General features: G+C 34.0%; 24 protein-coding genes. 9 read left to right on the top strand and 15 right to left on the bottom strand.

The features are described from left to right. Positions 1 to 29: 29 nt before the first annotated feature. Entirely contained in the window at positions 30 to 2,831 is a 2,802-nt protein-coding gene (locus tag KO515_RS06770; RefSeq protein ID WP_215935623.1) for a TonB-dependent receptor, read from the bottom strand. 111 nt (positions 2,832 to 2,942) lie between these two features. Further along, the gene (locus KO515_RS06765; protein WP_215935622.1) at positions 2,943 to 4,256 is read right to left on the bottom strand and encodes a hypothetical protein; all 1,314 of its coding nucleotides are present in this window, start codon (positions 4,254 to 4,256) and stop codon (positions 2,943 to 2,945) included. Between the two features lie 234 nt (positions 4,257 to 4,490). Between KO515_RS06765 and KO515_RS06760 the strand changes: the two genes are divergently transcribed. After that, a complete protein-coding gene (locus KO515_RS06760; RefSeq protein WP_215935621.1) occupies positions 4,491 to 5,831 on the top strand; it encodes a deoxyguanosinetriphosphate triphosphohydrolase in 1,341 nt (446 codons plus the stop codon). Positions 5,832 to 5,915: 84 nt separating this feature from the next. Beyond that, positions 5,916 to 6,086: a hypothetical protein gene (locus tag KO515_RS06755; protein ID WP_215935620.1), complete on the top strand. Its 171-nt coding sequence runs from the start codon at positions 5,916 to 5,918 to the stop codon at positions 6,084 to 6,086. Here the strand turns inward: KO515_RS06755 and KO515_RS06750 are convergent. Further along, complete coding sequence (locus KO515_RS06750; RefSeq protein WP_215935713.1) at positions 6,060 to 7,844, bottom strand: 1-deoxy-D-xylulose-5-phosphate synthase; 1,785 nt, start codon at positions 7,842 to 7,844, stop codon at positions 6,060 to 6,062. The genes KO515_RS06755 and KO515_RS06750 overlap by 27 nt on opposite strands. 22 nt (positions 7,845 to 7,866) lie before the next feature. Next, positions 7,867 to 8,793: an energy transducer TonB gene (locus tag KO515_RS06745; RefSeq protein ID WP_215935619.1), complete on the bottom strand. Its 927-nt coding sequence runs from the start codon at positions 8,791 to 8,793 to the stop codon at positions 7,867 to 7,869. A 79-nt stretch (positions 8,794 to 8,872) separates the two neighbouring features. On the opposite strand from KO515_RS06745, the gene KO515_RS06740 reads away from it, so the two are divergent. Together KO515_RS06740 and KO515_RS06735 are read left to right on the top strand one after the other, a co-directional pair. After that, positions 8,873 to 9,322 carry a nucleoside deaminase gene (locus KO515_RS06740; RefSeq protein WP_215935618.1) on the top strand — a complete coding sequence of 150 codons (450 nt, stop codon included), beginning with the start codon at positions 8,873 to 8,875 and terminating at the stop codon, positions 9,320 to 9,322. Between the two features lie 16 nt (positions 9,323 to 9,338). Then, positions 9,339 to 9,803: a hypothetical protein gene (locus KO515_RS06735; RefSeq protein ID WP_215935617.1), complete on the top strand. Its 465-nt coding sequence runs from the start codon at positions 9,339 to 9,341 to the stop codon at positions 9,801 to 9,803. A 106-nt stretch (positions 9,804 to 9,909) separates the two neighbouring features. On the opposite strand, the gene KO515_RS06730 is transcribed toward KO515_RS06735, so the two are convergent. From KO515_RS06730 to KO515_RS06690, 9 genes are all read right to left on the bottom strand, one after another. Next, positions 9,910 to 10,101, bottom strand: coding sequence for a cold-shock protein (locus KO515_RS06730; RefSeq protein ID WP_092446448.1), 192 nt, complete (start codon positions 10,099 to 10,101; stop codon positions 9,910 to 9,912). A 117-nt stretch (positions 10,102 to 10,218) separates the two neighbouring features. Continuing rightward, a complete protein-coding gene (locus tag KO515_RS06725; protein ID WP_215935616.1) occupies positions 10,219 to 10,458 on the bottom strand; it encodes a hypothetical protein in 240 nt (79 codons plus the stop codon). Positions 10,459 to 10,491: 33 nt separating this feature from the next. Beyond that, positions 10,492 to 12,294 (bottom strand): chloride channel protein, encoded by a 1,803-nt coding sequence (locus tag KO515_RS06720; protein WP_215935615.1) that lies wholly within the window; start codon positions 12,292 to 12,294, stop codon positions 10,492 to 10,494. Positions 12,295 to 12,355: 61 nt separating this feature from the next. Continuing rightward, complete coding sequence (locus KO515_RS06715) at positions 12,356 to 14,146, bottom strand: chloride channel protein (RefSeq protein ID WP_215935614.1); 1,791 nt, start codon at positions 14,144 to 14,146, stop codon at positions 12,356 to 12,358. A gap of 47 nt (positions 14,147 to 14,193) precedes the next feature. Next, positions 14,194 to 15,948: an aspartate--tRNA ligase gene (gene aspS, locus KO515_RS06710; protein WP_215935613.1), complete on the bottom strand. Its 1,755-nt coding sequence runs from the start codon at positions 15,946 to 15,948 to the stop codon at positions 14,194 to 14,196. A 79-nt stretch (positions 15,949 to 16,027) separates the two neighbouring features. Next, the gene (locus KO515_RS06705; RefSeq protein ID WP_215935612.1) at positions 16,028 to 19,570 is read right to left on the bottom strand and encodes an efflux RND transporter permease subunit; all 3,543 of its coding nucleotides are present in this window, start codon (positions 19,568 to 19,570) and stop codon (positions 16,028 to 16,030) included. Between the two features lie 62 nt (positions 19,571 to 19,632). After that, positions 19,633 to 20,814 (bottom strand): efflux RND transporter periplasmic adaptor subunit, encoded by a 1,182-nt coding sequence (locus tag KO515_RS06700; RefSeq protein WP_215935611.1) that lies wholly within the window; start codon positions 20,812 to 20,814, stop codon positions 19,633 to 19,635. Between the two features lie 16 nt (positions 20,815 to 20,830). After that, on the bottom strand, positions 20,831 to 22,156 hold the full coding sequence (locus KO515_RS06695; protein WP_215935610.1) for a TolC family protein: 1,326 nt from the start codon (positions 22,154 to 22,156) through the stop codon (positions 20,831 to 20,833). A 6-nt stretch (positions 22,157 to 22,162) separates the two neighbouring features. Then, the gene (locus KO515_RS06690; protein ID WP_215935609.1) at positions 22,163 to 22,762 is read right to left on the bottom strand and encodes a TetR/AcrR family transcriptional regulator; all 600 of its coding nucleotides are present in this window, start codon (positions 22,760 to 22,762) and stop codon (positions 22,163 to 22,165) included. A gap of 151 nt (positions 22,763 to 22,913) precedes the next feature. Here KO515_RS06690 and KO515_RS06685 point away from each other — a divergent pair, with 151 nt between their 5' ends. From KO515_RS06685 to KO515_RS06665, 5 genes are all read left to right on the top strand, one after another. Further along, complete coding sequence (locus tag KO515_RS06685) at positions 22,914 to 23,888, top strand: polyprenyl synthetase family protein (protein ID WP_215935608.1); 975 nt, start codon at positions 22,914 to 22,916, stop codon at positions 23,886 to 23,888. Positions 23,889 to 23,894: 6 nt separating this feature from the next. Continuing rightward, a complete protein-coding gene (locus KO515_RS06680) occupies positions 23,895 to 24,245 on the top strand; it encodes a hypothetical protein (RefSeq protein WP_215935607.1) in 351 nt (116 codons plus the stop codon). Positions 24,246 to 24,319: 74 nt separating this feature from the next. Continuing rightward, positions 24,320 to 24,511: a hypothetical protein gene (locus tag KO515_RS06675; protein WP_215935606.1), complete on the top strand. Its 192-nt coding sequence runs from the start codon at positions 24,320 to 24,322 to the stop codon at positions 24,509 to 24,511. A gap of 201 nt (positions 24,512 to 24,712) precedes the next feature. Then, the gene (locus KO515_RS06670) at positions 24,713 to 25,537 is read left to right on the top strand and encodes a universal stress protein (protein ID WP_215935605.1); all 825 of its coding nucleotides are present in this window, start codon (positions 24,713 to 24,715) and stop codon (positions 25,535 to 25,537) included. A gap of 38 nt (positions 25,538 to 25,575) precedes the next feature. Next, positions 25,576 to 26,025 (top strand): pyridoxamine 5'-phosphate oxidase family protein, encoded by a 450-nt coding sequence (locus KO515_RS06665; protein WP_215935604.1) that lies wholly within the window; start codon positions 25,576 to 25,578, stop codon positions 26,023 to 26,025. 20 nt (positions 26,026 to 26,045) lie between these two features. Here the strand turns inward: KO515_RS06665 and KO515_RS06660 are convergent, their stop codons facing one another. Beyond that, on the bottom strand, positions 26,046 to 26,264 hold the full coding sequence (locus KO515_RS06660; RefSeq protein WP_215935603.1) for a hypothetical protein: 219 nt from the start codon (positions 26,262 to 26,264) through the stop codon (positions 26,046 to 26,048). Positions 26,265 to 26,376: 112 nt separating this feature from the next. Continuing rightward, entirely contained in the window at positions 26,377 to 26,922 is a 546-nt protein-coding gene (locus KO515_RS06655; protein WP_252723803.1) for an alpha-ketoglutarate decarboxylase, read from the bottom strand. Between the last annotated feature and the right edge of the window lie 63 nt (positions 26,923 to 26,985).

The raw sequence follows: 26,985 nt of genomic DNA, 5'->3' as shown, positions 1-26,985 counted from the left end.
TTTTTTACTCAGATTCGTTTTGATCTAAATTAGAATTTTACTGCATAGCTTAAAGAGAATTCTACTCCTGGGCTATAATTGCTGAAAATTTGATCTTCGGCATTATAAGATTGATAGTTAGATCTTATTTCATCATTCAAAATGTTGTCAACCTTCAAAGTGATCGTTCTGTTTTCCTTTTCTCCAAATGATTTTGAAAAGTTAAAGTTTAAACTATGGAAAGGATCTGTATATACGTCTGATACCTGACCAATACCAACAATCTGAAGGGTTTCTCCTTGTACATTATAATAAATACCAGACTGAATACCGTTTTTTGAGTAGCTTAATCCTGCATTAATTAAATAAGGCGACTGACCTTGAAGCTGTCTTTTATCATCAATTTCTTCTCCATCACGCGCTGCAGAAAGTCTACCTTCATATTCAGCTTCGTTCATAGTTTGCTCAGACTCAATAACAGAAATGTTAGTGTTAAATGATAAGCTATTAAGGTTTTCGTAGATGAATCCAAGATTTCTTCTAAATTCTAATTCTATTCCGTACACTTTCGCATCTCCAATGTTTCTAGGGATAACATCATTAATGGCTTCCAATCCAAAAATAGTTAACTCAATAGGGTTATCAAATGACTTGTAGAATCCACTTAATGCAAGTAGACCAGCATCTTCACTAAAAATTTCATAACGTAAATCAAAATTATCTACATACGTTGTTTTTAGGTCAATATTACCATTGAATGTAATATTTGAAATAGGATCAAAAATTTGAGCTACAGAAGCTTCTTTAAAAGATGGTCTAGCTGTAGATTTGGCATAAGATAATCTTAAATTCGTATTATCGTTTAAGCTATAGATTAAGTTTAAAGATGGGAATAAATCCGCTTCGTCAATAATACGTTCATCGTCATAGTTTATATCTCCAATAGTGTTACTACCTGTATAGTAACTATCATATTTTTCGAATCTTAAACCTAAAACACTTTTTAACTTATCTGTAATTTTAAATTCTTCTGAAACATAAGCAGCGTAAGTTGTTGCATAAGCGTTAAATGTGTTAGCAGGTTCAAAATTACTTACAACGTATGTCCCACCTGAATTATCGGTAGTCCAGATATTCTCAGGAATTAATAAATTATCTGGGTTACCACTAAAAGCTGCGGCTGGTGTACCATCAATTCTTAAGCTATATTGGTTGATATCAAAATCACGTTCCTTGTAAACTTGAGCTAAACCGGCTTTGAATTTAGCATCTTTATTAAATAATTGATGTTTCTTAGTAAAGTTCAGTTTAGATGATAGGTTGTTTTCTTCTAAGCTTCTCCATATTCTTCTTGGTTCTCCAATACTTGGTCTAATAATATACTGGCCATCATCATATTCAAATAACGTAGAACGTACATCTTTATCATTAACTTTAACATTGGTTCCAGAAACACTCCAATCGAGCTCATTTGAGCTTTCTGCGTTAAAAGCATGTGTACCTGATAATAATAAGTTGTTTACCGTTTTCTCAGTGTATTCTAAGTTGTCACTGTAGAAAAGAGCCGCATTGGTAATGAAACTTTCTTGTTCAAATTTACCCGTCTTAGCAGTTCCATTCTGTACTTTCGTAAACACAACCTTGTACTTAGAAAAATCACGTTTGTAAGTTAATCCTGCTAAACCACTGATAAGTACATTTTCTTCAGATAAAAAACCTTTCTGTAATCTATTTGGTACCAATTCTGTCTCACTTAAACTTTGTGGCTTAAATAAAAAGTTTTGGGTATAATCATCATATAAGGTAGTTTCTGCGTTGTAACTAATAGCAGCAATGTATCCTAATTTATGGTCTCCAATATCAATTTGGTTAGAGGTACTGAATCCAAAGTTGTAGTTCATAAAACTTGTACCAGTCTGTGCAGCCATTTCAGGTTCAAAACGTCTTGTCAATTCTGTTAATCTTGAGTTGTTATCAGCTAAGGCAGGAATTGATGCTCCTAAAGCAATAGGATCGTCACGTAAACCATTGTCAAAACCTAAGAAATCAGTACCACTTTTACTTTGTGTAATAAAATCTGAATTAAAATGCATGCTTGGATTATAACCAACACCTACACTTAAATTGTATTCTTCACGACTAGAAAAATCTTTGGTAACAATATCTACAACACCACCTGTAAAATCAGCAGGTAAATCGGCAGTTAAAGTTTTATATACTATAATATTTTCAATAAGATTAGATGGGAAAATATCTAATTGTACCGTATTTCTATCAGGATCTAAACCAGGAATATCCATACCGTTTAGAATTGATTTTGTGTAACGATCTCCTAAACCTCTGACGTATACAAATTTTCCATCCTGCAATGACACTCCAGGTACGGACTTTACAGCACTAGCAACGTTAGAAGCGCCTGCTTTTTTCATGCTTTCTATTGATAACCCATCAAAAAGATTAACAGATTTACGTTGTAAGTTTAACACGGCTTCTTCCGAATTTCTTCGGATTGATGTAGAAATCACAACCTCATCTAAACTTTCTGAAGATGGGTTTAAGGTGACGTTTATGGTAACTTCTGCGTTCTCTTCCACAACAACATCGGTTATTTCTTTTGGTTGGTAGCCCACAAAAGAATATACGATAACATAGGTTCCCGGATCGAGCTCTAATTCATAATTTCCGTCGAAATCAGAAGTGGTACCAATAGTAGTGTTTTTTACCACAATATTGGCGAAGGGTAGAAGGTCATTAAATTCTGCGTCATAGATCTTTCCGGTTACTACACCTGTTTGAGAGAATCCAACTAAAGAAAATAGACTAAAAACTAATAACGTAAATAAATGTTTCATCTTAATATTTTAAAGTATAGAAAAAACTCATCTCTTTGACAGAGATGAGTTTGAAATTATTTTAATAGTATACCTGTTGTGTATTCAAATAAAATTATATTTCTTAGTGGATTATTCAACTGTTGTATCATTCCACATTACTGAGTTGTCATCTCCAGAAGGGTAAACAACTTGCCAGTTAGAAAAACTGATGTTATCAGCAGCATAATTTTCAGCAGACGTAGCGTCATCTAATTCAACATCAGAACCAGCTCTGAATCCGTATGCATATACGTTGTTGATTGTAGCTAAAGCACCATCTCTTAAATCAGAATACTCTCTGTTTCCACTTACACCATCAATTGTAGCAGAAGTATCACCAATCATTGTTAAACCGTTGATTGTAAATCCGGCTTGGAAAGTACCAGCAGGACCATCAATTTCCATAGCGTGATCTGTTACGTTTGTAGAAATTGTAAGGGCATTACTAATAGTACCAGAGAAAGCTTCATCTATATCTAATAAATCATCAGCACAACCCCAAACGATTGGGTTAGATACGTTAACAGCACCTGCAAACCATTCGATACCATCATCTAAGTTAGCAACAACTTCAATGTTAGAAATTGTAGTACCGTTACCAACACCACCAAGTGTTAAACCGTTAATTTCGTTATCTGATCCAATTACAGCACCACCATGTCTGATAGAGATGTAGTTTAATACACCAGAGTCATCAGCGTCATTTGTACCACCGTAAGAACCTGGCTCAGTTGCAGGTAAACCTTCTATTTGTATAGATTCTGCATCACCAGAAAAAGAACCTTGTGCTTTACCTAAAACTAAAACTCCACCCCATAAAGCTCTATCATCGATAGAAAGGTTTGATCCTGCGTTAGTTCCTAAAGCGATATTATCACTTTCTGCAGTAAAGATAATTGGCGCACTAGCTGTTCCGTTTGCGTTAATCATACCCCCTTGAGCAACAATTAAAGCAGATGCGTTAGATCCTGTAGATTCAGCACCTTTAATAATTGTTCCTGGCTCAATAGTTAATGTTACACCTTCTTGAACATAAACTTTACCACTTAAGATGTGAAATCTGTCATTAGTCCAAGTTTCATCAGCTGTAATAAAACCAGAATGCGTTTCGTCTGCTTGTGGGCTGTCAACAGTCCAAGTTGGGTTGTCGTAAGATAAACCATCAATGGCAGCTGCTATTTGGCTAGCTGTGTACGTCCATCCAAATACAGATAAATCAGCACCTGTTGTTTGTGCACCTTGTGCCACTTCAGATGACCAATCATCTGCATCATCAGAAAAACTAACAGTTGGTGATACATCATCGCCGTCGTCACCACCTCCAGTGCTATCATCATCACTACTACAGTTGAATGCTAAGAGTGAAAATGTAAGTAAGAAAAATAAGTTTTTAATTGTTTTCATTTCGTTTTTGTTCATTAAATGTTATGCTGCAAAGAAACTCTGATTAGCTATCTTATAGGTTATTTGAAAATTAAAGATTCGTGACTAAAAGGTTAGGTGATTGTTAGCTTAGTATTAAGCGATTTTATATTTAGGAGACAATTACATAACATTGAAATTTCTACCATCTATATAAGCTTTATGTAATCAATTGTATAGCAATTTATATATCTTGCATCTTCTAAGAATTAAACTATGAACTGGGAACAACTACTCTCCTTAAAGCGCTTTGGAGACACCAATAAAAGATTAAGAAAAGAACAAGATGAAACCCGTTTGGGATTTGAGGTTGATTATGACCGTATTATATTCTCCTCAGAATTTAGAGGCCTTCAAGATAAAACCCAAGTGGTGCCGTTATCTAAAACTGATTTTGTACACACACGTTTAACGCATAGTTTAGAAGTGAGTGTTGTTGGTCGTTCTTTAGGTCGTAGAGTTGGACAGTTGTTATTAAAAAAACATCCTCAATTAGAAAATGTTCATGGTTATAAGATGAATGATTTTGGTGCCATTGTCGCAGCAGCGGCTTTAGCGCATGATATAGGTAATCCACCTTTTGGTCATTCAGGTGAAAAAGCCATTGGTTCTTATTTTAAAGATGGCAATGGTGCTAAATTTAAAAAGCACTTAACAGACAAAGAATATCAAGATTTATGTGATTTTGAAGGTAATGCCAACGGGTTTAAAATATTAACAGAAAGTCGAGAGGGTAGAGAAGGTGGTTTAAGATTAAGTTATGCGACTCTAGGAGCATTTACGAAATACCCGAAAGAATCATTACCTAAAAAGCCAACGAATCATATCGTAGATAAGAAGTACGGGTTCTTTCAAAGTGAAAAATTAATGTTTGAAACCATCGCTACTGAATTAGGTTTAACCAAACGGAGTGATCATTCGTTAAGTTACCAAAGGCATCCTTTAGCTTTTTTGGTTGAAGCTGCTGATGATATCTGCTACACAATTATTGATTTTGAAGATGGCATTAATTTAGGATTAATTGATGAAGAATACGCCTTAGAATATTTAATTAATTTGGTGAGAGGTAGTATAAAAACCGAGAATTACCATGCTCTAAAAACAACTGAAGACCGTGTAAGCTATTTACGAGCCTTGGCAATCGGACGGTTAATAGACGAAGCTGCGTCTTTATTTATGAAACATGAAGAAGACATTCTAGCGGGTAAATTTGAAACGGCCTTGTTAGATGTGAGCCAGTATAAAGCACAGATTAAGGATATTATTAATATTAGTATCAAAAATGTTTACCGTTCTAAAGACGTCATAAACAAAGAAATTGCTGGCTATAAAATTTTGAATCAATTATTGGAGTCGTTTGGGGAAATGGCGCATCATTATTTTGAGGATAACATGTCTAATTATGATACATTGTTGCTAAGTATTTTACCTGAGACTGTAAAACTTAATAATGAATCGTTATACAACAACTTGTTGGCTGTATGTCTTTATATATCAAAGTTATCGGATACAAATGCGATGTTATTGCACAAAAAACTTCAAGGGCAAATATTATAAAAATGCATTTCATCGAATAAATTTGTTTTTCAGCGGTTTTTTATTTTAATTTACTTCATTATCAACCCATTAAGATACCTACTTATGAAAAATAATATACTTGGAGGGCTTGTCATTTTCTTAGTTGTAGTGACTTGTTTATTGATGTTAGACGATATTTCAAGCAAAAGTTTAGAGCAAACATCTTATGAAACAATGAAGACTGAGAAGGTTGAAACTAAAACAGACCTAGCCGTTGTTGAGAACGAACAATAAATCTTCAATTTCTTTTTTAATTGAAGCGGCATCCAATTTCTGTAAATGCATTAATTGGTCTGTAGTGCCATGCTCAATAAACTGATCTTCAATACCTAAAGTTACAATGGTTTGGTTGTAACGATGTCTGTTCGCAAATGCTAGAATAGCACTCCCGAAACCCCCTACGATGGTGCCATTTTCAATGGTAATTATAGCGTCATAATTTTTAAATACAGAATGCAATAAAGTTTCATCTAGAGGTTTTATAAATTTCATATCAAAGTGACCAATAGCCGCTTGAGGTTCTAATGTTAAAATAACCTCTTCAATGGTTTTAGCAATAGTGCCAACGGAGAGAATCGCAATTTGGTGGCCTTCTTTTAGACATACTCCTTTTCCTATGTCGATGATTTCAAAGGGAAGTTTCCAATCTAACACATGACCACGACCTCTTGGGTAACGAATCGCAATAGGGAAATCAATACCTAATTGAACGGTGTACATTATGTTTCTAAGTGCTATGGCATCTCGTGGTGCAAAAATGACCAAATTAGGAATGCAGTTGAGATAAGCCAAATCAAAAACACCATGGTGTGTAGCACCATCTTCACCAACTAATCCAGCACGATCCAAACAAAAAATCACGGGTAGATTTTGTAAAGCGACATCATGTATAATTTGGTCGTATGCACGTTGTAAAAACGTAGAGTAAATATTACAAAACGGGATAAGGCCTTGTGTCGCCATACCTGCAGCCAACGTTACCGCATGTTGTTCTGCAATACCAACATCAAAAGCACGATCTGGAATCGTTTCCATCATATATTTTAAGGAACTTCCCGTTGGCATCGCCGGAGTAATACCTACAATTTTATCGTTTTGAAGTGCTAATTCAACAATGGTTTCACCAAAAACATCTTGATATTTCGGTGGTAGCTTCAATTCAGATTTTACAGGAAGATCACCCGTTTTGGCGTCAAATTTTCCTGGAGCATGATATTTTACTTGGTCTAGTTCTGCTTGTTTTAAACCTTTTCCTTTGGTAGTGATAATATGTAAGAACTTAGGGCCTTTTACGGTTTTAAGTCGTTTTAATTCTGAAAGTAATACAGTTAAATTATGACCATCAATAGGACCTGAATAATTAAAGTTTAAGGCTTCAAAAATATTATCTTGTTTTTCAGTGCCTTTTTTGACATTGGTTAAATATTGTTTTAAGGCACCAACACTTGGATCTATTCCAATAGCATTATCGTTTAAGATGACGAGTAAATTAGCATCGGTTACTCCAGCATGATTTAAACCTTCAAAAGCCATGCCGCTAGCAATAGAAGCATCACCAATCACGGCAATATGGTGTTTGTCTTCACCTTTTAATTGTGAGGCAATTGCCATTCCTAATGCAGCGGAAATTGAGGTAGATGAATGTCCAACACCAAAAGCATCATACGCGCTTTCACTTCGTTTTGGGAAACCACTAATACCTCCGAGTTGTCTATTGGTATCAAAAACAGCTTTTCTACCTGTAAGAATTTTGTGTCCATACGCTTGGTGACCAACATCCCAAATAAGTTGATCTTCTGGAGTGTTAAATACATAATGCAAAGCAATAGTTAATTCTACCACTCCCAAACTAGCTCCTAAATGCCCTTCTTTGGTAGCGACGATATTAATAATAAAGTGTCGCAACTCTTGGGCAAGTTGAGGTAAGTCTTCGGGTTGGAGATGGCGTAAATCTTTTGGTAGATTGATATGTTTTAAAAACTCATTTTTCACGTCGTAAAAATACGAGATTTTATTAGTCTTCAATTAAAAAGACTATCGGTATAGCGTAAATAGCGGCTACATTTTTATTGCGTTGTTTTGCCGGTTTAAATTTTGGCAGGAGATTAAGCACTCTGATGGCTTCATTTTCTAATTCCGGATGGAGTGATTTTCTTACTTTGACATCTTTTACATCTCCATTTTTATCTATTTTAAATTGAGTGAAGATTCTTTGTTTGCCTTTTAAACCAAGATTTTTAGCAATTTCGATATTAAAATTATTGGTAATGATTTTTGAAATGTTTTTAGAGAGGTATTCTCTTTTTTCTAATTTAGATAAAGAGTCAGGCGTATGTTTAAATTCTGCAACGTCTTCTGTTATACGTCCAAAAACGATATCCTCATTGGGTTCTGGAGGTTCAATAAGTCCAACAACATCAATCACTTCAACAACATCTCCCATAATTTGAGGAATTGGCGGTTGATTAACCGTTGTCGGAGTTTTTGGTTTAGGAATGCTTATCGTTTTAGAAGAATCAATGATAATTTTAGAGGTTGTAACCTTTGGAGTTTGTATTGCTTTAGCTTCAAGCTTAGAAATAACTTCCACAGCATCAATCTTTTTAGTATTTCCATTTTGATCAGAACAATTTAATAGCGACGTTCCCATGGTAATCAATAAGGCTAGAAGAAATAATTTATGAAAATTTGTTTGTTGTTGAATAACCTGCTGTGGGATTTCAATGCGAATCTGCTCTAGTTGCGAGACCTTAAACCGACCGCATATTTTTGATTGGTTATGCGTAGCTAAATAAGCCTCAATGGATTTTTGTGGCATTTGTGTAAAATCGATTACTGATTTTGAACACGATTGGCAAAACCGACCTTTGTCATTTGGAGTCATTTTAGACCAATCTTCGTGGCACGGTTTTGGAATAGATATAGCGTAGTTAGTTTTCATAAGGAGTAGCTTTACTTTTAGACATCAAATTTCTTGCCGCAATGATTTATAATAATTTTGAAATTGTATTTTTACCACTATGATAAACCCATTTGACGATACTTACTTTATGAAACGCGCTCTGCAGGAAGCTGAGGTGGCTTTTGAAAAAGGTGAAATTCCGGTTGGAGCAGTAGTTGTAGTAGAGGATAGAATCATTGCGCGAACGCATAACCTCACCGAATTACTAAACGATGTAACCGCACATGCCGAAATGCAAGCCATTACTTCTGCTGCTAATTTTTTAGGTGGAAAATATTTAAACAAGTGTACACTGTACGTTACTTTAGAACCTTGCCAAATGTGTGCAGGAGCTTTGTATTGGAGTCAGATTTCTAAAATAGTTTATGGAGCTTCAGACGAACAAAGAGGTTTTAGGACCATGGGCACGCAATTGCATCCTAAGACGGAAGTGGTTGGAGGCATTTTAGCTGAGGAAGCTTCAGCACTAATGAAACGCTTTTTTATTGAAAAGCGTAATTTGAATTAATAAAATTTAACTCGTTATGAAAATACATATCTTAATTATATTAGCCTTAGTTGTTGTAAGTTGTAAAAGCAATACAATGACCCAAAATAACGCAAAAATGGCAACTGTAGAATCTGTTTTAATTTCAAAAGGTAATTTATATGGTGCAGGATCTGAGGGGATCACTAAACAAAATACGGTTATAGATAACAATTCCGATTGGATGGATTTGATAACTCAAATGGATACCGTTAATAAGGTCTCTGATAATTTTTCTGAGACAGAGATAGATTTTTCAAAATATACTATTATCGCGGTATTTAATGATGTGAGAGGTAGTGGTGGAAATAGTATTGCTTTGGATATTTATAATACTTCAGAGAATACAATTGTTAAGGTGGAGTACATTAGTCCAACAGGAAATGCCACCAGTGTAATGACGCAACCTTATTATATTTCTAAAATTCCAAAGCAAAACTTGCCCGTAGTGTTTGAATACTAACTCAGATTTTAGAGTTATAAAATTAGTGCGTTAATTGGATATTAAAATTTAAGCAAAAAAAAACGCCCAACCATAGGTTGAGCGTTGAAACTTGTAAGATATATACTTATAATACCTGCACGTTAGCAGCTACTAAACCTTTTCTTCCTTCTTCTTCATCGTACTCTACATTGTCACCTTCGCGTAATTCTACGCCATTAAGGTTTGATACATGTACAAAGATGTCTTTTCCTGTTTCTTCGTTGGTAATAAATCCAAATCCTTTTGAATCATTAAAAAATTTAACTGTTCCAGTCATTATAATATAAATAAAAATTAAAGTACAAAGATAAAATAAAAACAGAGCCCAATGTTAAGAAATCGTTTTTTTTTGTTTTAATGTTTTATTATGATGATGTTTTTCAGGGATTTATCGCTATAAATCGCGTTGGTTTTCACGCATTTTGTCAAGATTTTCTTTAGTAAGCATATAATCTTTAACATCTTTATCTTTCCACCTGTAGTAAGAGAACAATGGGAAAACAACGAAGAATAATCCAAGAACTCCAAAGCCAATGAGTTTTTCTGAATAGTCCACATCTAATACTAAACCGCAAACAATGCTAATAAATGAAGCTAAAAAGACAATAAACGTTATAATTTTTATGGGTTTCATTTGAATAAATTTATATAGACGACCAATTGAGACTTAAGATGTAAAATTAATTAATTCGTTGCGATAAGCCGTTAATAATTTGGATTTAGACACAAAACCGTAATAACAATCATCTTTTATAACTGGTAGATTCCAAGCTCCACTATTTTGAAATTTCTTCATGACAGCTTTCATTGTATCTTTTTCGTAATATATAAAATCGGGTGGATTGTGCATAAAGGTTTCAACAGACGTAGACTCGTATAATGATTGGTCAAACATTACCGTTCTTATATCGTCTAAAAGAATAATACCAACTAAGCGGTTATAACCATCTACAACAGGAAATAAATTCCGACTCGATTTAGACACTCCTTTTTTTAGCATGTCTCCTAAAGACATTTCTGGGTGAAGCGGAATAAAATCTTTTTCTACAACATTGTCAATATGCATCATGGTAAGGACACTTTGATCTTTATCATGGGTTAATAGGTCTCCTCGTTCAGCTAATTCACGTGTAAAAATAGTATGTTCCATATAATTTTTTGTAATCATATATGAAATCGCAACTGTTATCATTAGCGGAAGAAATAAAATATAACCTCCGGTAATTTCAGCAATTAAAAATATGGCAGTTAATGGAGCATGAATAACACCAGCAATCAAGCCAGCCATACCAATTAATGTAAAGTTCGCTTCTGATACTTGATGCCCAAGTCCAATGTTGTTTATAATTTTAGCGACCACATTTCCAAGAGCACTTCCCATGACCATGGTGGGTACAATAACTCCGCCCACACCTCCTGCAGCAAATGTAGTGGTCATAGCTATGGCTTTAAATACGGTAAAACCAATAAGTAATATTATAACGACCCAAATACTGTCGGTATATTTATCAAAGAGGTTAGAACCTAAGGCATGTAAATAATTGCCTTCAAATAAATCTTTGGTAAAACTTAAACCTTCACCATATAACGGTGGAATGAAATAAAGCATGATACCAATAGCGATTCCTCCTACTAGAAGTTTCGTAAACTTTGTTTTAAATCGGTCGAAAAAAGTATAAATAGCGAAATACATTTTAGTGAAGTAAATGGATGCTATACCAGTTCCTAATCCTAAAATCATATAAAAGGCTGTATCTCTTGGATTGAATTTTTCGGTAACATTAAAATTAAAAAGTAATTCATCACCTAAGAAAAAATAAGAAGTTAAAACCGAAGATATAGAAGCAATTAGTAATGGTAATAATGAGGCAAACGTCAGGTCTAAACTAAAAATTTCTACGGCCAATACAATAGCTGCGATAGGTGATTTAAACATGGAAGCCACAGCAGCAGCAGTTGCACAAGCAATGAGCAATGTTCGTGTTTTTTTATCGACATGTAAAATTCGACTTAAATTAGAGCTTAATGCAGAACCAGAGGTGATTGCGGGTCCTAATAATCCAACGGATCCACCAAAACCTACGGTTAAAGGAGCCAATATTAATGGATGATAAATAAGTTTATAAGACAAAAGTCCTTTTTGTCGTAATAAAGAGTAGAGTAGTGAAGGTATAGCACGTTTTATAAACGGAGGAATAGACGGTGTCATTCCTTTTTTAAACATATACTTAGTTAAAACGAATACCAAGAATAATCCAATTACAGGTAACACAAAATAAAGCTGGTTATGAGAAAAAATAATACCTTCTTTTAATACAGATTGAATGGTGTAGGTGATGTTTTTTAGCGTTACGGCGGCAATACCAGTTAATAGTCCAACAGCAACACTTAATAAATAAACAAAGTTTTTTTGCGAGACATATTTATATCGCAAAAGAAGCATTTGTCTTATGATGTTTTTTATTGGCATATTTTAAAAAACCTGTTTGCCCTTATCTTTCAGGATTCAAAATCTTAATTATTAGCTCAGGTTAAGATGTAAAATTAATTAATTCTCGTCGGTAAGCCGTTAATAATTTTGATTTTGAAATAAAACCAATATAAAGACCATTTCTTATCACGGGCAGATTCCAAGCACCACTGTCTTGAAACTTTTTCATAATTATAGTCATATTATCTTTTTCAATGTCAATGATTGCCGGTGGTTTTTGCATCACTTCAATTGCAAATACATCATCGTATAATTTTTGATCAAACATTATAGGTCTAATATCATCTAACAAAATAATACCTTTTAAAGTTCTATCTTCTTCATCTATAACCGGAAAAATATTTCGATTAGATTTAATAACCGCTTTTTTTATGATGTCTCTTAAAGTCATATTTGTGGTCACATGGATAAAATTAGTTTCAATAACTTTATTGATATCCATTAAAATTAAAACAGCTTGATCTTTATCGTGTGTAATTAGTTCGCCTTTTCTAGCTAATTCCATGGTGTAAACAGAATGTGGAATATAGAGTTTTGTGATACTAAATGCGATTGCCGCAGTAATCATTAAAGGTATAAATAGATCATAACCACCTGTAAGTTCAGCAATTAAAAAGATAGCCGTTAATGGAGCTTGTAAAACTCCTGCTAATAAACCTGCCATGCCCACTAGCGTAAAATTACTTTCGGAAACTGGAGTATTAAATAAGCCGCAATTGTTAATGATTTTAGCAATGCAATTCCCCATAATACTTCCCATAAAAAGCGTAGGACCAAAAATACCACCAACACCTCCTGCCCCAAAAGTTAAGGCACTAGCAATAATTTTGAAAAATACGAGTCCAGCTAATAGCGCAATAACAATCCATATATTGGATAGATCTAAATTTAGAAAATTAGTAACTAAAGCTTTTTCCGGATTTCCAACGATAAGATTATTAATTACATCAAAGCCTTCACCATAAAGCGGTGGAATAAAATAAACTAGGATACCAATGGCAATACCACCAACTAGAAGCTTTTTAATTGGTGAGTTTAGTTTGTCGAAACGTTTTTGAATTCTCTCGTAAACTTCTGCAAAATAAATAGAGGTAAAAGCAGCACAGACTCCCAAAAATGCATAAAATGGTATATCTGAAATTACGAAGTTATCTTCAATCCTAAAAGGCAATAAGACATCATTTCCAGAGAAAAAATAAGAAGTAATAATTGCTGAAAGGGATGCTAATAACAACGGTAGCATAGAGGCAATTGTTAAATCTAAGCTGAAGACTTCAATTGCAAAAATAATAGCGGCAATTGGAGCTTTAAAAATTGAAGATAGTGCTCCGGCTGCCGCGCAACAAATTAGCAATGTTTTCGTTTTTTGGTTCATTCTAAAGAGTCGTGCAATGTTAGAACCAATAGCGGCTCCTGTTGCAACAGCAGGTCCCTCTAATCCTACCGAACCTCCAAAACCAATAGTTAATGGTGCTGTAAGAATAGAGCCAAACATTTGATAACCTTTTATAATACCTTTACGTTTAGAAATGGCGTGTAATGTTGAAGGAATACCATGACTTACCTTCTCTCTTATCACATATTTAATGATTAAATAAACTAGAGTGAACCCAATTATGGGAAATAAAAAGTAAAATGCTTGATGGTAATATTGAACCAATTTACCTTCTAGTAACAGTTGAATGTAATGCGTTAAATTTTTAAGTACAACAGCTCCAATACCAGATGTAAATCCAATTAAAATACTTAATAGATATACAAATTGTTTATGAGAGATATGTTTAGCTCTCCATATTAAAAGTCTTTTAAATATTGAGTGTTTTGCAGGCATAACAATAATCTATAAAAAAATCCTGCAAGAAGCAGGATTAATTTTTTTTATGATTTTAAATTCAGTTTTAAACTTAATTCTTTTAGTTGCTCATCATCAATTGGTGCAGGCGCGTCAATCATGACATCTCTACCAGAATTGTTTTTAGGAAACGCAATGAAATCTCGTATAGTTTCTTGGCCACCTAAAATGGCAACCAGTCTATCTAAACCAAAGGCTAATCCTCCATGTGGTGGAGCTCCATATTCAAAAGCATCCATTAAGAAACCAAATTGAGCTCTAGCGTCTTCATCAGAAAAGCCAAGATGTTTTAACATAATCGCTTGCGTTGCTTTATCATGAATACGAATAGAACCTCCTCCAATTTCATTTCCATTTAATACTAAATCGTAAGCATTGGCTTTAACCTCACCTGGATTTGTATCTAGTAATTCTATTTGTCCAGGTTTTGGAGACGTAAATGGATGGTGCATGGCGTGATAATGACCCGTTTCTTCATCTAATTCTAATAATGGGAAATCAATAACCCATAATGGTGCAAATACTTTAGGGTCTCTTAAGCCTAAGCGTGTTGCTAATTCCATACGCAAAGCACTTAATTGTGCCCTTACTTTATTGGTCTCGCCCGATAATACACAAACTAAATCTCCTGGTTTTGCGCCAGTGATTTCTGCCCATTTTGCTAAATCGTCTTGATCGTAAAATTTATCTACTGAAGATTTAAAACTTCCATCGTCATTGCAACGTGAATAAATCATACCTAATGCACCAACTTGTGGACGCTTTACCCAATCAATTAATTTATCAATCTCTTTTCTTGTATAACTGTTTCCACCAGGAACGGCAATACCAACAACTAATTCCGCATTATTAAAAACACCAAAATCTTTATGTTGTGTTACCTCGTTTAATTCTCCAAACTCCATCCCAAAACGAATATCTGGTTTGTCGTTTCCGTATAAACGCATCGCATCGTCGTAAAGCATTCTTGGGAATTTTTCTATCTCAACACCATTCACTTCTTTTAATAAGTGACGTGTTAAACCTTCAAAAACGTTAAGGATGTCTTCTTGTTCCACAAATGCCATTTCACAATCGATCTGTGTAAATTCGGGTTGTCTGTCGGCACGTAAATCTTCATCTCTAAAACACTTAACAATCTGAAAGTATTTATCCATGCCACCAACCATCAATAATTGTTTGAAGGTTTGTGGTGATTGTGGAAGTGCGTAAAATTGCCCTTCATTCATACGAGAAGGGACTACAAAATCACGCGCACCTTCTGGAGTTGATTTGATTAAATATGGTGTTTCAACTTCAATAAACCCATCGTTAGATAAATAGTTTCTTACTGCTTGAGTGACTTTTGCTCTAAAAATTAAGCTGTTTTTTACAGGATTACGACGAATATCAATGTAACGATACTTCATACGTAAATCATCTCCACCATCCGTTTTGTCTTCTATGGTAAAAGGTGGCACTAATGAGCTGTTTAAAACCGTTAATTCTGACACTACAACTTCAATGTCACCTGTTGGAATATTAGGGTTTTTTGAAGCACGCTCAATGACATTACCTTTAACTTGAATCACAAACTCACGCCCCAATTTAGACGCCTTATCCATAATGGCTTTTGGTGTGCGTTCTTCATCAAAATATAACTGGGTGATACCATAGCGATCGCGAAGATCTACATAAATCATAAAACCCTTATCGCGGACACCTTGAACCCATCCGGAAAGTGTAACTTCTGTATTGCTGTGTGATGCTCTTAACTCACCACAATTGTGACTTCTGTACATAGATTTTTATTAGAATTGCAAAAGTAAAAAATCCGAAGTAAAGACTTCGGATTTTTCTGTTTAAAATAATGGTTTTCATTTAATCCTCGATACTAAATTGAGAAGACTCATCTATTTGAGGATTTTGATTAGCTTCAAACGTTCTTAAAGGTTGTGACGTTAGTTTTCTTCGTCCCCACATTTTAAGCTTTACACTTAAAAAGAATAATATTGGTACTACAATTAAAGTTAAAAAAGTAGCTACAAGTAGACCGTAAATAACAGTCCACGCTAAAGGTCCCCAAAATACAACGTTGTCACCTCCCATATAAATATTGGCATCAAAATCTGCGAACAGTGTAAAGAAGTTAATATTTAGACCAATGGCTAATGGAATTAAACCTAAAATAGTTGTTATAGCAGTTAATAATACAGGTCTTAACCTTGCTTTACCTGCTTTAACGATACTTTCAAAAAGGTCTTCGGTTTTTAAATAATCATCTTCTGCGAGATTTAATTCATTCTTCTTACGGTCAATTAATAATTGTGCATAATCTAGAAGTACCACACCATTGTTAACCACAATTCCCGCTAAAGAAATAATACCTACCATGGTCATCATAATAACGAATGCGCTACCTGAAAGTACAATACCACCAAAGACACCAATAAAACTCAAGAAAATTGCAATCATAATAATGGTTGGTTTCGAGATGGAGTTAAATTGAAATATTAAGATGAAGAAAATTAATCCAAGACCTGTGAAAAAGGCTCCCATTAAGAAGGCCATTTGTTTGTTTTGTTCTTCAATTTGACCTGTATAATCGATATGGATATCATCAGGTAAACCTTCATAACTTTTCATTTCATTTTGAATCTGAGCGACTATTGATCCGGCATCCGTGTAACCAGGAGACATAGCAGAATAGACGGTTACAACACGTTTAGTATCCTTATGTTTTATAGCACTAAAACCAGAATTATTTTTTTGCTTCGCTACCGTAGATAATGGAATCTCCTTAATCTGACCCGTATTATCTCTGAAGGTAATATTTTGATTAAATAGTGCACTTTTATCATAACGATTGGCTTCATTAAAACGCACGTAGATATCAAAGTCGTCACCGTCTTCTTTAAAAATCCCGGCTTTAGACCCAAAGATAGAATTACGCAACTGATCTCCAATTTGCTTCGCTGTAACTCCTAATTCACCAGCTTTTTTTCTGTCAATTTCAACTAACATCGTTGGTTTGTCCTTATTAACATCAATCTTAAGCTCGTCAATTCCCGGAATATTTTTAGAATTGATAAATGCACGCATTTGCTCAGCAGTTGCAATTAATTCGTTATAGTCGTTACCGTCTATTTCAATATTAATTGGGGAACCTGCAGGTGGTCCGTTAGCATCCTTTTCAACAGAAATTAATACACCCGGAAAAATACCAACTAGCGCCTCTTGTACCTTTTGGCGCAAGAGTTCACTGTCTTCTCCACGACGAAATTTATATTCTCGCATAGACGCAGTAATCTTAGCTTTATGTGGCATTTCTGCACCAGAACCCATGTCAGTTTGAGGGTTTCCTGCACCTTCACCTACTTGAGAAACGGCACTTTCAACTAAGAAGTTTCTGCCGTTTTCCATAAATCTGTCGGCATTGATAACTTCAGATACACGTTTTTCAATTTGTGCAGTAATCGCATTTGTTTTTTCAATGGCTGTTCCTTGTGGATATTCTATATAGACAATAATCTGATTCGGTTTATTGTCTGGAAAAAATTCGACCTTAGTACGTTGTGTTGATAACGAAATTCCGAAGGCTATAAATGCAGCAATTAATAATATAAATGTTCCGATGCTTAAAATGTAAGGTTGCTTATTAGACAAAGCGCTTCGCAGACGACGCTCATACCAATTCTCTAATCGTACTAATGCTTTAGTTTGGAAACTGTTTGCCCAACCTCTAATGAAAAAGCGGTAAGCCCAAAGCATGATAGCTGTAAAGATCATAATGGTTCCCATACCACGATAAGGCCCTCCTATAATTAGTATTAAGACTCCAAAAGCTGCAACAATAATCGTTGTTTTAATAATTTGCTTTAGTGGCATATCCTTATCTTCCGTAGTCATATAACGCGATACTAATACCGAATTAAAAAAGATAGCAACGGCTAATGACGAGCCTAAAACAATGGATAAGGTTATAGGCAGAATCTTCATAAACTCTCCCATAATACCTGGCCAAAGTCCTAATGGCACAAAGGCAGCGACCGTTGTTGCTGTTGAAATGATGATAGGAAAGGCAATTTCTCCAATACCTTTTTTAGCCGCTTCCACACGATTCATACCTTCATCTTCCATTAAACGATAGACGTTTTCAACCACCACAATTCCATTATCCACTAACATACCAAGTCCCATAATAAGACCGAAAAGCACCATCGTATTTAAACTATAGCCAATCACGCCTAAAATCATAAGCGACATAAACATGGACATTGGGATAGCAAAACCAACAAATAAGGCATTTTTAAATCCTAAAAAGAACATTAGAACCGTTACAACTAAAATCACCCCAAAGATGATGTTATTGACTAAGTCATCAACTTGTCCGATGGTAACAGAAGATTGGTCATTTGTTATCGTCACTTCTAAATCTTGAGGGAATTCATTATCAATGGCGTTTTGAACAATAACTTGAATCTGCTCAGCAGCAGCAACCATGTTTTTACCAGCACGTTTTTTTACGTCTAGCATCACGACAGGTTCGCCGGATTTTCTGGCATACGTGGTTTTATCTTCTTCTTTAAATGAAACTGACGCCACATCTTTTAAATAGATAGGATTGTTGTTCTCTGACTTAACCACAAAGTTTTCAAGCTCTGATGGGCTTTCAATTTCACCTATAATTCTAATAGTTCGGCGTTGACCACTGGCTTTTAGGTTCCCTGCCGATTGTGTAATGTTTCCATTGCCAATAGCACCAAGGATATCGTTAAACGTTACTTTGGCTGCCATCATCTTGTAAATGTCTACAGCAACTTCTACTTCTTTGTCTTGAGCACCACGGATATCTGCCTTCTTAATTTCTTGTAAATCTTCTATTTCATCTTGAAGATATTCGGCATAATCCTTTAATTTTTCAATAGGATAATCACCCGAAATATTAATGTTTAAGATGGGCATTTCTTCCGAAAGACTCAACTCAAAAACATCTGGTTCTACTTTTGCGCCATTAAAGGTTGGCCAATCCTCACCGGCTGTTTCAGAATCAATTTCATCTTTAACCTTTTGTTTAGCTTGTTCTACCGTAATATTTTCGTCAAATTCTATGACGACCATAGAATAATCTTCTTGCGAAGTTGAGGTGATTTCTACGAGGTTACTTACCGTTTTAAGTCGGTCTTCTACAGGATCTGTAATCAGTTTTTCAATATCCTCTGCTGTGTTACCAGGATAAATAGTGCTGACGTATATTTTAGTCTCATTTACCTCTGGAAACGATTCCCTTGGCATGTCGAAAAAAGCCGAAATACCTAAATAGAAAAAGACCAAAATAAGCACATACATGGTGGTTTTATTATTAATTGCCCATGATGACCATCCAAATTCCTTTTCGGTATTCTTTTTATTGTTTTTAGTCATTTGTCTTTATGTTTTAGACGTTTGAATTGTTGGTTAGTTTTTTGAAGATTAAAAGTAGCCTTCTAGTTCTTCTCGTCTATTTTAAGAACTTCAACGGATTGACCGTCTCTTACACTACGCGCTCCTTCTTTAATAATTTCTGCTCCATCTTCAAGACCTTTCAAAACTTCAATGATGTCCTCTTGAGTTTTTCCTGTTTCAATAATAACGCGTTTTGCGGTACCAATCCCTTTTTCGTTTTTGTCCATAACAACATATACATATTGCTCACCTTCCGAATTCTCAGAAACGACACTTTGGGGAATTAACAAGGCATTTTCACTCGTATAATCGTTAATTTTTAATCGTGCAGATAGATTAGGTTTAATAGATTTATCCTTGTTAGGAATTTCAACTTCAACTTTAAATGTTCGGTTGGCAGGATTGATAAAATCACCGGCTTGACGAATTTTTGTTTCGATTGTTTTTCCCAAAACAGGAATATTTACACTTACATTTTTGCCTTTTGTAACATCTGAAACGTAACGTTCTGGCACTTCAGTTTCAATATACATATTGTCTAAATTCACAATACGCATCAATGGTGATTGCCCTGCAGCAACAACAGATCCTTGCTCTGTAATAATATCGTCAATAGTTCCAGAAAAAGGGGCTGTAACTGTTGTTTTAGAAATTTGTTGTTTTAATTGATTTACAGCTTCTTCTTGTGACTCATAGGTAGATTTTGATTGTAAAAATTGAATTTCACTACCAATGTTTTGATCCCATAGACGTTGCTGACGCTCGTATGTAGTTTTGGCTAATTCGGCTTGGATTTTTAATTGTGACAGTTGCTGACTTAAGCCACCATCATCAATCTTTGCTAAAGTTTGTCCTTTAGTTACTTTTTGACCTTCTTTGACGTAAACATTAGTTAAAATACCGCTGTATTCTGGTGTAATCGTTAAAAGATCTTTAGTTGTCACGTTTCCTTGTAGTTCTAAAACATGATTGAAAACTTCAGCTTCAGCTTTAAACGTTGTAATTAGTGGTACATGTTTTACCGTATCTAAGGTTTTTATTTTTTCATCTAAGAGTTTAATCTTATCGTTTATAGCTTGTTGTTCTCCAACGAGTTCTCCTCTTTTGGTCCTAAGGGTTTCGAGGTTGCCATTTTCAATGACATTTTCGACAGAGTTTTTCTTTTCGCTAGAACACGAAACGGTAAACATGGCTATGATTAGTAATGGAAATATATATTTCATTTGTGATAGTGATTTATTAATTAGTGGTTGGTGTATTAAGAACGGTTTCTAATTCAGCTTTAGAGTTTACAACATCTAACATGGCTTGTAATAATTCTTGTTGTGCTGAATATAATTGTGTTTGTGCTTGTCTAAGCTCGAAGCTAGAACCTATACCTTCAAAAAACTTAGTTTGGTTTTTAGTTTCTATACGTTCGGCGAGTGCTAAATTTTCTTTCTTATTTTCATAATCCTCTATAGCAAATTGATAATCACTTTTAGCGGATGCAATTTCAAGTTTGATGCGTTGTTCTGTTTCTGTTAGATCCGTTTCGGCTTTTTCTAAATTTATTTTAGCGCGTTGGGTAGAGGCGTTTCGCATTCCAGAACTAAAAATAGGAATACTAAGCGTTACACCAAATGCAGAAGTGCCAATCCATCGTTGTTCTTTATCAAAATAGGTAAACTCATCACTGTTCCCTACATAGGCACCATTTAAATAAGCGCTTAATGTTGGGAGCGCTTTACTTTGCTCAAGTTTAACAAGTAGTTCTTTAGAAACTTTATCATTATTGGCAATTTTGTAATCAATATTATTCTCTACGCTTGTTTCAGCGGTAAGAATTTCGAGATTAATATTATTAACGGTTAAGGTTTCTAAGGTATCTGTTAATAGTGTGTCGTTGTATACATCAATACCTAAATTGATGTTTAACATTTGAAGTGCGATATTTTGAAGACGTTCGGTTTTATTTAAATTACTTTTTAAACCAGATAGCGTAATTTGTAACTGCTCTACACTTTCTTCTTCTTCCAATCCATTTTCGAATATTTTTTCAGTCTCAAAAAGATTTTTTTCTAAAACAGATACGTTTCGTCTTAAAATCTCAACACTTTCATTTGCTAAGAGTACATTACCATAAGCGTTAATTACAGCTTTTCTAACTTCTAAATCTGTTTTTGTTTTGGCATTTTTAGAGATTTCCAAAAATACTTTAGCAGATTGTAACCCTACAATATAAGAGCCATCAAAAAGTAGTTGGTTTAAGGTTACGGATGGATTCATAGATTGTTTGGCACCAAAATCTACCACACCATCCTGATCAAAATCAATAGCATCGAACTGTTGCTTAATGTTGTTGGTATAACTTATACTAGCATCAATTTGCGGTAAACCCGTTGCTGTAGTTTCCCATTTCTGTTTTTCAGCAGCATCAATATCTCTTGCTGCATTAATAGCGGTTCGGTTATTTTCTAAGGCATAGTTAATCGCCTCTTGTAACGAAAAACTTTGAGGTTGCTCTTGGGCAAACCCTGTTTGAAAAATTATGAAACCTACTACTATAATCAGTGTTTTTTTCATCAGTTTTTATTGGTTGGTGTTTAATAAAGTTAGTGTTTCTAATCCTTTTGTTGAGCAAATGCCTCTTACATGGTATTCTATATAATTATTCATGAGATCTTTCATAGTATATGTATCGCGTGGAAAAATATCCTGATCTTTTAAAGAAAGCATGCCATTAAAGTACATACGCGCTATAAAATCTACATCTATAGTGTCTCTGTAAAGTTGCAGACTCACGCCGCGTTCTAAATTACGTGTCACGCAGCTAATCATTTTTTCAAATTGTTTGCCTTTTAAAGATGCATAGATTTTTGGATAATACTTCTGAAGCTGATACTGTGGAGACGATTTTTCGTCTTTTAGATTTAACATTACAAAACGTTTAATCTCATAAATCTCTTCTATCGGATTTTGGTTGAGATTGCAAATACAGTCGATACCAGTCGAAATATTTTCAAAAACATGCATGGCAGTGGCTTCTACCAATTTTGTTTTATTCTGAAAATGCTGGTAAATGGTTTTTTTAGAAATGCCCATTTCATTTGCAATATCATCCATGGTAACGCTCTTAAACCCTAGGTTTAGGAATAAATCAGTGGATTTTAATATTATTTTATCTTTCATCTCAGTATTCCGCAAAAGCGGAGTCTCATTTTATTCAGGCGCAAAACTACGTCAGGAAACTTTAAAAACCAAAAAAGTTTCCAAAGTTTTAATGGTTTTTTAACATGGCTAACATTAGTTTAAAATATGTTTAATACATTATTTTTGTCTTATGCAACATATTGAGAAGTACCAAAAGTCCTTTCTGAAGTATTTAGAAAGTTTTACAGTAGACCGAGAGCCTAAGAATTTATACAATCCTATTAATTATATTTTAGAATTAGGTGGAAAACGATTACGACCTATTTTAACATTAATGGCGGCTGAGGTTTTTGGAGAAACCAAGGAAAATGCTTTGGATGCCGCTTTATCTATAGAGGTGTTTCATAATTTTTCTTTGGTTCATGATGATATAATGGACGATGCACCATTGAGACGCGGGAAACAAACGGTTCATGAAAAATGGGATTTAAATACCGGAATTCTTTCTGGTGATGCCATGTTAATTTTGGCTTATCAATTGTTTGAGAATTATGATGCGCAAACATTTCAAGATTTGGCTAAATTATTTAGTAAAACAGCTTTGGAAGTTTGTGAAGGTCAGCAATATGATATTGATTTTGAAACACGAGATGATGTAACTGTCGTAGAGTATTTAAAAATGATTGAATTTAAAACAGCAGTTTTAGTTGGTGCTGCCATGAAAATGGGAGCTATTGTAGCAAAAGCGTCAATTGAAGATCAAAATGCTATCTATGAATTTGGACGCTATTTAGGCATCGCTTTTCAGTTACAAGACGATTATTTAGATGCTTTTGGAAATCCTGAAACCTTTGGAAAACAAGTAGGAGGTGATATTATTGAAAATAAAAAGACCTATTTGTATCTTAAAACTATAGAATTAGGTTCTGACGATGACACTTTAAATTTAAAAACATTTATGTCTAATTCAGAACTTCCTAATACTAATAAAGTAGAAAAGGTAAAAGCGTTATTCAATACCTCTGGAGCTTCAGAGGCGACTCTAAATGCGGTAAAAGATTATACCAATAAGGCTTTTGAGGTTTTAGAAACTCTAAATATTTCTGATGATAAAAAGCAATCGCTGCGCTTGTTTGGAGAACAATTAATGAATAGACGAGTTTAAAGTCCAATGAATTTACCGTCAAATTTTGAAGATTTAATTATTGAAGCAGAGACATTACAGCTTTATAAGAAACTTATTATTCAACTTAATAAGGATCTGCTTTTTGCTAATATCGATTTAGAATTTGATGAAGAAACCTTACCGACCAGTCTAAAGTTGGTATTTCAAGAGACTATTTTTAATCTTATCAATTCTAAATTTTCAGATTATTTAAATCTACTTTATATTGTAGATGTACCCGAAGTTAAAATCAGATCACTTGATGGCAGTGATGCTTTAAAGTTGTCAGAAGATGTTACTTTTATTATTTTGCAACGCGAATGGCAAAAAGTGTGGTATAAATCTCAATATTTTTAAATTAATTCATATCGGATAGTTTTATCTTATTTGAATTAGGAATTATAGTTTTGAAAACTATAACAACTTAATTGATGTTTTTAAAAGCTTGTCAATGCGGTATAAAAGCAGCAATTTTTATTGCTATTTATTTTTCTGAAAATAGACGGGTAAGTCCTAAAGAAATTTCAGAAGAGATAGATTCTCTGCAGACTTTTAAGGTTAAATTAGCAACCTTTAATCATTTAATTCCACATTTTGAGTTAGAAGAACCTCTTGTATATTAGGTTTAAAGAACGAGTTCTATTTCTAGACTTTTAAACATAATAAGAGAAGCTCTATTGCTTCATATAGATTTAATACATCAGCCTTAAACGTTTCTAGACAACTATAAAGTGATAAGTTTTGGATAACGAAATTTAATACATGATTTATATCATTGTGGGTATTTATGGATTTATTTAGTTTTAAGAATAAGTTCATGTATTATGAAAAAGATTCTTTTACTCACGGATTTTTCTAAGAATGCTACAAATGCTATCACGTATGCTATGGAGTTTTTTGAATCTAAAACATGTACGTTTTATGTGATGTATGTACATAAATTAGGAAGTTATGTGTCGGACGATTTACTGAATTCTCCCAAAAATTCTATTCACGATGCTATAACGGACAAACCAAAGAAAAAACTAAATGCTTTATTAGAAAAATTGAAAGATGATACTAAAACTAAAGACTATCATTTTGAATTGCTCATTGATTATGATGCATTTACCGACGCCGTAAATCAGGCAGTTAAGAAATATTCAATAGATTTTGTGGTGATAGGAAGCAATGGTGCTTCCAATGTTAAGGAGGTGATTTTTGGAAGCAATACAATTAATGTGGTTGAAAAAGTAAATTGCAAGACATTAGTGGTACCTAGCAATTATAAATTTTCACCAGTTAAGGCGTTTTTAGTATCTTTAAATAAGCATTGCACATTAAACACTAATTTGCGGGACGCTATTATAGATTTTATTGAAGATTTTGAATTAAAACTACATGTTCTAAGAGTCACATCAGGAAAGGAAACTTCTAACATCGCTTTAGCAGATAAAGAACAATTGTCATTATTAGATAGCATGTATTATCTTATTGAAGATGTGCCTGTAGACTATGCTGTTTCTAGTTACCTGCAAACTAATAACATTGATATAACGGCATTTATCACTCAAGATAAACCATTTTTAAAACGCTTATTTAGTGCCTCACCAAGTAAGGAGCTAAAATCTAGAATGAAATTACCATTATTGGTATTACATACTCATTAAAGTACTGTCGAATTTAAATATAATTAAAGCTTAAAATCATGATAAAATCCTTAAACATTGAAGAATGCGAGTTGGTGTTAAGCCTTAATTACATAGGGCACTTGGCTTATATTTATAAAGACAAACCTTTTGTTGTACCAGTGACTTATTTTTATGCCAACAATAGAATTATTTGTTATTCTGGTGATGGACACAAGGTAAATGCCTTACGTCTACATAATGCGGCAGCATTGGAAGTTGCCGAAATTACATCCATCGATAATTGGAAATCTGTAGTGGCTCATGGTACCTACATAGAACTAGAGCGTAGTAGTGCAAAAGCCATGTTGCACGAGTTTTCATTAGGAGTAAAAGATGTCATCTTGCGCAAAGAACAGCGCGATTTAGATTTTATAAGTGAGTTTTCGGCTAAAATAGATTCTGATGAAAAGTCCGTAGTTTTTGTTATTGACATCAAAGAGTTTACAGGTGTCTTAAGGCACAATTAAAAATCTTACGATCTTTAAAATTAATTCGTTTTTGAATGGTTTATTTTTGTTTTAAATAGGCTAGGTTTCACCGTAACCATTAACCAAGCCCAGTTGTTAGAGTTATCCCTATTACCAGTTTTTAAGACCTCTATAGTTGCTGTTGCAAAGCATTGCGAATAGCCGGCGTTAAAACTCACGTCCTTTGTCCATTTATAAGTGAATACGACATCTAATTCGGTTCCTAAATGATTGCTCATGTCATGGTTGGCGTTTATAAAAAATAGAAACCATAATTGTTACTGGTGTTCTATGTAATGAATTTTATCAGTATCAATGTTTGTTAATGGTGCAGTTAGATGCCAAAATGTATTAAAACCTAAAACGAACAAACGGCATCCAAGCCTCAGAATAGATACTTTTATCGTTGTCGTATAGTACATCGTATCTAATACCAATAGTAACATTATTACTAGTATAACCTGCACCTAGAAACAAGGCAGGATACCAATAGTCTTCCTCTAAATTAGTCACGAATCTGTCGTCAAATTTTCGACTGACGTGTAGTTGCTCAAATTCTGTAGAGATTTGAACTTCCCTGTAAGGATTGAATAACCCTATGATACTTCCTCCTAAAACAGTAGATGTAAACACATCTTTTTGACTGCTATATGAGAAATTGAGTCCTATACCTGTAGCCACATAAGGATTAAACCTATAAAGAGCATTCGGAGACACTGAGCTGCTAAAAAAACCATCCCCAAAATTTAAACCAATGCCACCACCATATTCTACAGAACTCCAAAAGTTTTGCTTATTTACCGTTGGTTGTTGAGCAAATGAAAATAATGTAATAAAACACATTAAAAGTGTGAGAAATATAATTTTATGCGTATTAAATTGATTCAAATTTATCATAGTATAATTAGTTCTATTCAATATGTTATAAATATAATAAATCCTTATCTATATTTAGTAAAA

The organism is Winogradskyella psychrotolerans (genome assembly GCF_018860545.1).
Classification (GTDB): domain Bacteria; phylum Bacteroidota; class Bacteroidia; order Flavobacteriales; family Flavobacteriaceae; genus Winogradskyella; species Winogradskyella psychrotolerans_A.
This window is presented reverse-complemented; position numbering and strand designations above follow the sequence as displayed.

What these genes read in the sequence shown, in the direction of transcription:
- KO515_RS06765 (WP_215935622.1), bottom strand. Translation starts at nt 4,256, where the DNA reads ATGAAAACAATTAAAAACTTATTTTTCTTACTTACATTTTCACTCTTA.
- KO515_RS06705 (WP_215935612.1), bottom strand. Translation starts at nt 19,570, where the DNA reads ATGACTAAAAACAATAAAAAGAATACCGAAAAGGAATTTGGATGGTCA.
- KO515_RS06690 (WP_215935609.1), bottom strand. Translation starts at nt 22,762, where the DNA reads ATGAAAGATAAAATAATATTAAAATCCACTGATTTATTCCTAAACCTA.
- KO515_RS06675 (WP_215935606.1), top strand. Translation starts at nt 24,320, where the DNA reads ATGTTTTTAAAAGCTTGTCAATGCGGTATAAAAGCAGCAATTTTTATT.
- KO515_RS06660 (WP_215935603.1), bottom strand. Translation starts at nt 26,264, where the DNA reads ATGAGCAATCATTTAGGAACCGAATTAGATGTCGTATTCACTTATAAA.
- KO515_RS06730 (WP_092446448.1), bottom strand. Translation starts at nt 10,101, where the DNA reads ATGACTGGAACAGTTAAATTTTTTAATGATTCAAAAGGATTTGGATTT.
- KO515_RS06670 (WP_215935605.1), top strand. Translation starts at nt 24,713, where the DNA reads ATGAAAAAGATTCTTTTACTCACGGATTTTTCTAAGAATGCTACAAAT.
- KO515_RS06680 (WP_215935607.1), top strand. Translation starts at nt 23,895, where the DNA reads ATGAATTTACCGTCAAATTTTGAAGATTTAATTATTGAAGCAGAGACA.
- KO515_RS06740 (WP_215935618.1), top strand. Translation starts at nt 8,873, where the DNA reads ATGATAAACCCATTTGACGATACTTACTTTATGAAACGCGCTCTGCAG.
- KO515_RS06665 (WP_215935604.1), top strand. Translation starts at nt 25,576, where the DNA reads ATGATAAAATCCTTAAACATTGAAGAATGCGAGTTGGTGTTAAGCCTT.
- KO515_RS06700 (WP_215935611.1), bottom strand. Translation starts at nt 20,814, where the DNA reads ATGAAATATATATTTCCATTACTAATCATAGCCATGTTTACCGTTTCG.
- KO515_RS06760 (WP_215935621.1), top strand. Translation starts at nt 4,491, where the DNA reads ATGAACTGGGAACAACTACTCTCCTTAAAGCGCTTTGGAGACACCAAT.
- aspS (WP_215935613.1), bottom strand. Translation starts at nt 15,948, where the DNA reads ATGTACAGAAGTCACAATTGTGGTGAGTTAAGAGCATCACACAGCAAT.
- KO515_RS06725 (WP_215935616.1), bottom strand. Translation starts at nt 10,458, where the DNA reads ATGAAACCCATAAAAATTATAACGTTTATTGTCTTTTTAGCTTCATTT.
- KO515_RS06735 (WP_215935617.1), top strand. Translation starts at nt 9,339, where the DNA reads ATGAAAATACATATCTTAATTATATTAGCCTTAGTTGTTGTAAGTTGT.
- KO515_RS06720 (WP_215935615.1), bottom strand. Translation starts at nt 12,294, where the DNA reads ATGCCAATAAAAAACATCATAAGACAAATGCTTCTTTTGCGATATAAA.
- KO515_RS06685 (WP_215935608.1), top strand. Translation starts at nt 22,914, where the DNA reads ATGCAACATATTGAGAAGTACCAAAAGTCCTTTCTGAAGTATTTAGAA.
- KO515_RS06745 (WP_215935619.1), bottom strand. Translation starts at nt 8,793, where the DNA reads ATGAAAACTAACTACGCTATATCTATTCCAAAACCGTGCCACGAAGAT.
- KO515_RS06755 (WP_215935620.1), top strand. Translation starts at nt 5,916, where the DNA reads ATGAAAAATAATATACTTGGAGGGCTTGTCATTTTCTTAGTTGTAGTG.
- KO515_RS06715 (WP_215935614.1), bottom strand. Translation starts at nt 14,146, where the DNA reads ATGCCTGCAAAACACTCAATATTTAAAAGACTTTTAATATGGAGAGCT.
- KO515_RS06770 (WP_215935623.1), bottom strand. Translation starts at nt 2,831, where the DNA reads ATGAAACATTTATTTACGTTATTAGTTTTTAGTCTATTTTCTTTAGTT.
- KO515_RS06655 (WP_252723803.1), bottom strand. Translation starts at nt 26,922, where the DNA reads ATGATAAATTTGAATCAATTTAATACGCATAAAATTATATTTCTCACA.
- KO515_RS06695 (WP_215935610.1), bottom strand. Translation starts at nt 22,156, where the DNA reads ATGAAAAAAACACTGATTATAGTAGTAGGTTTCATAATTTTTCAAACA.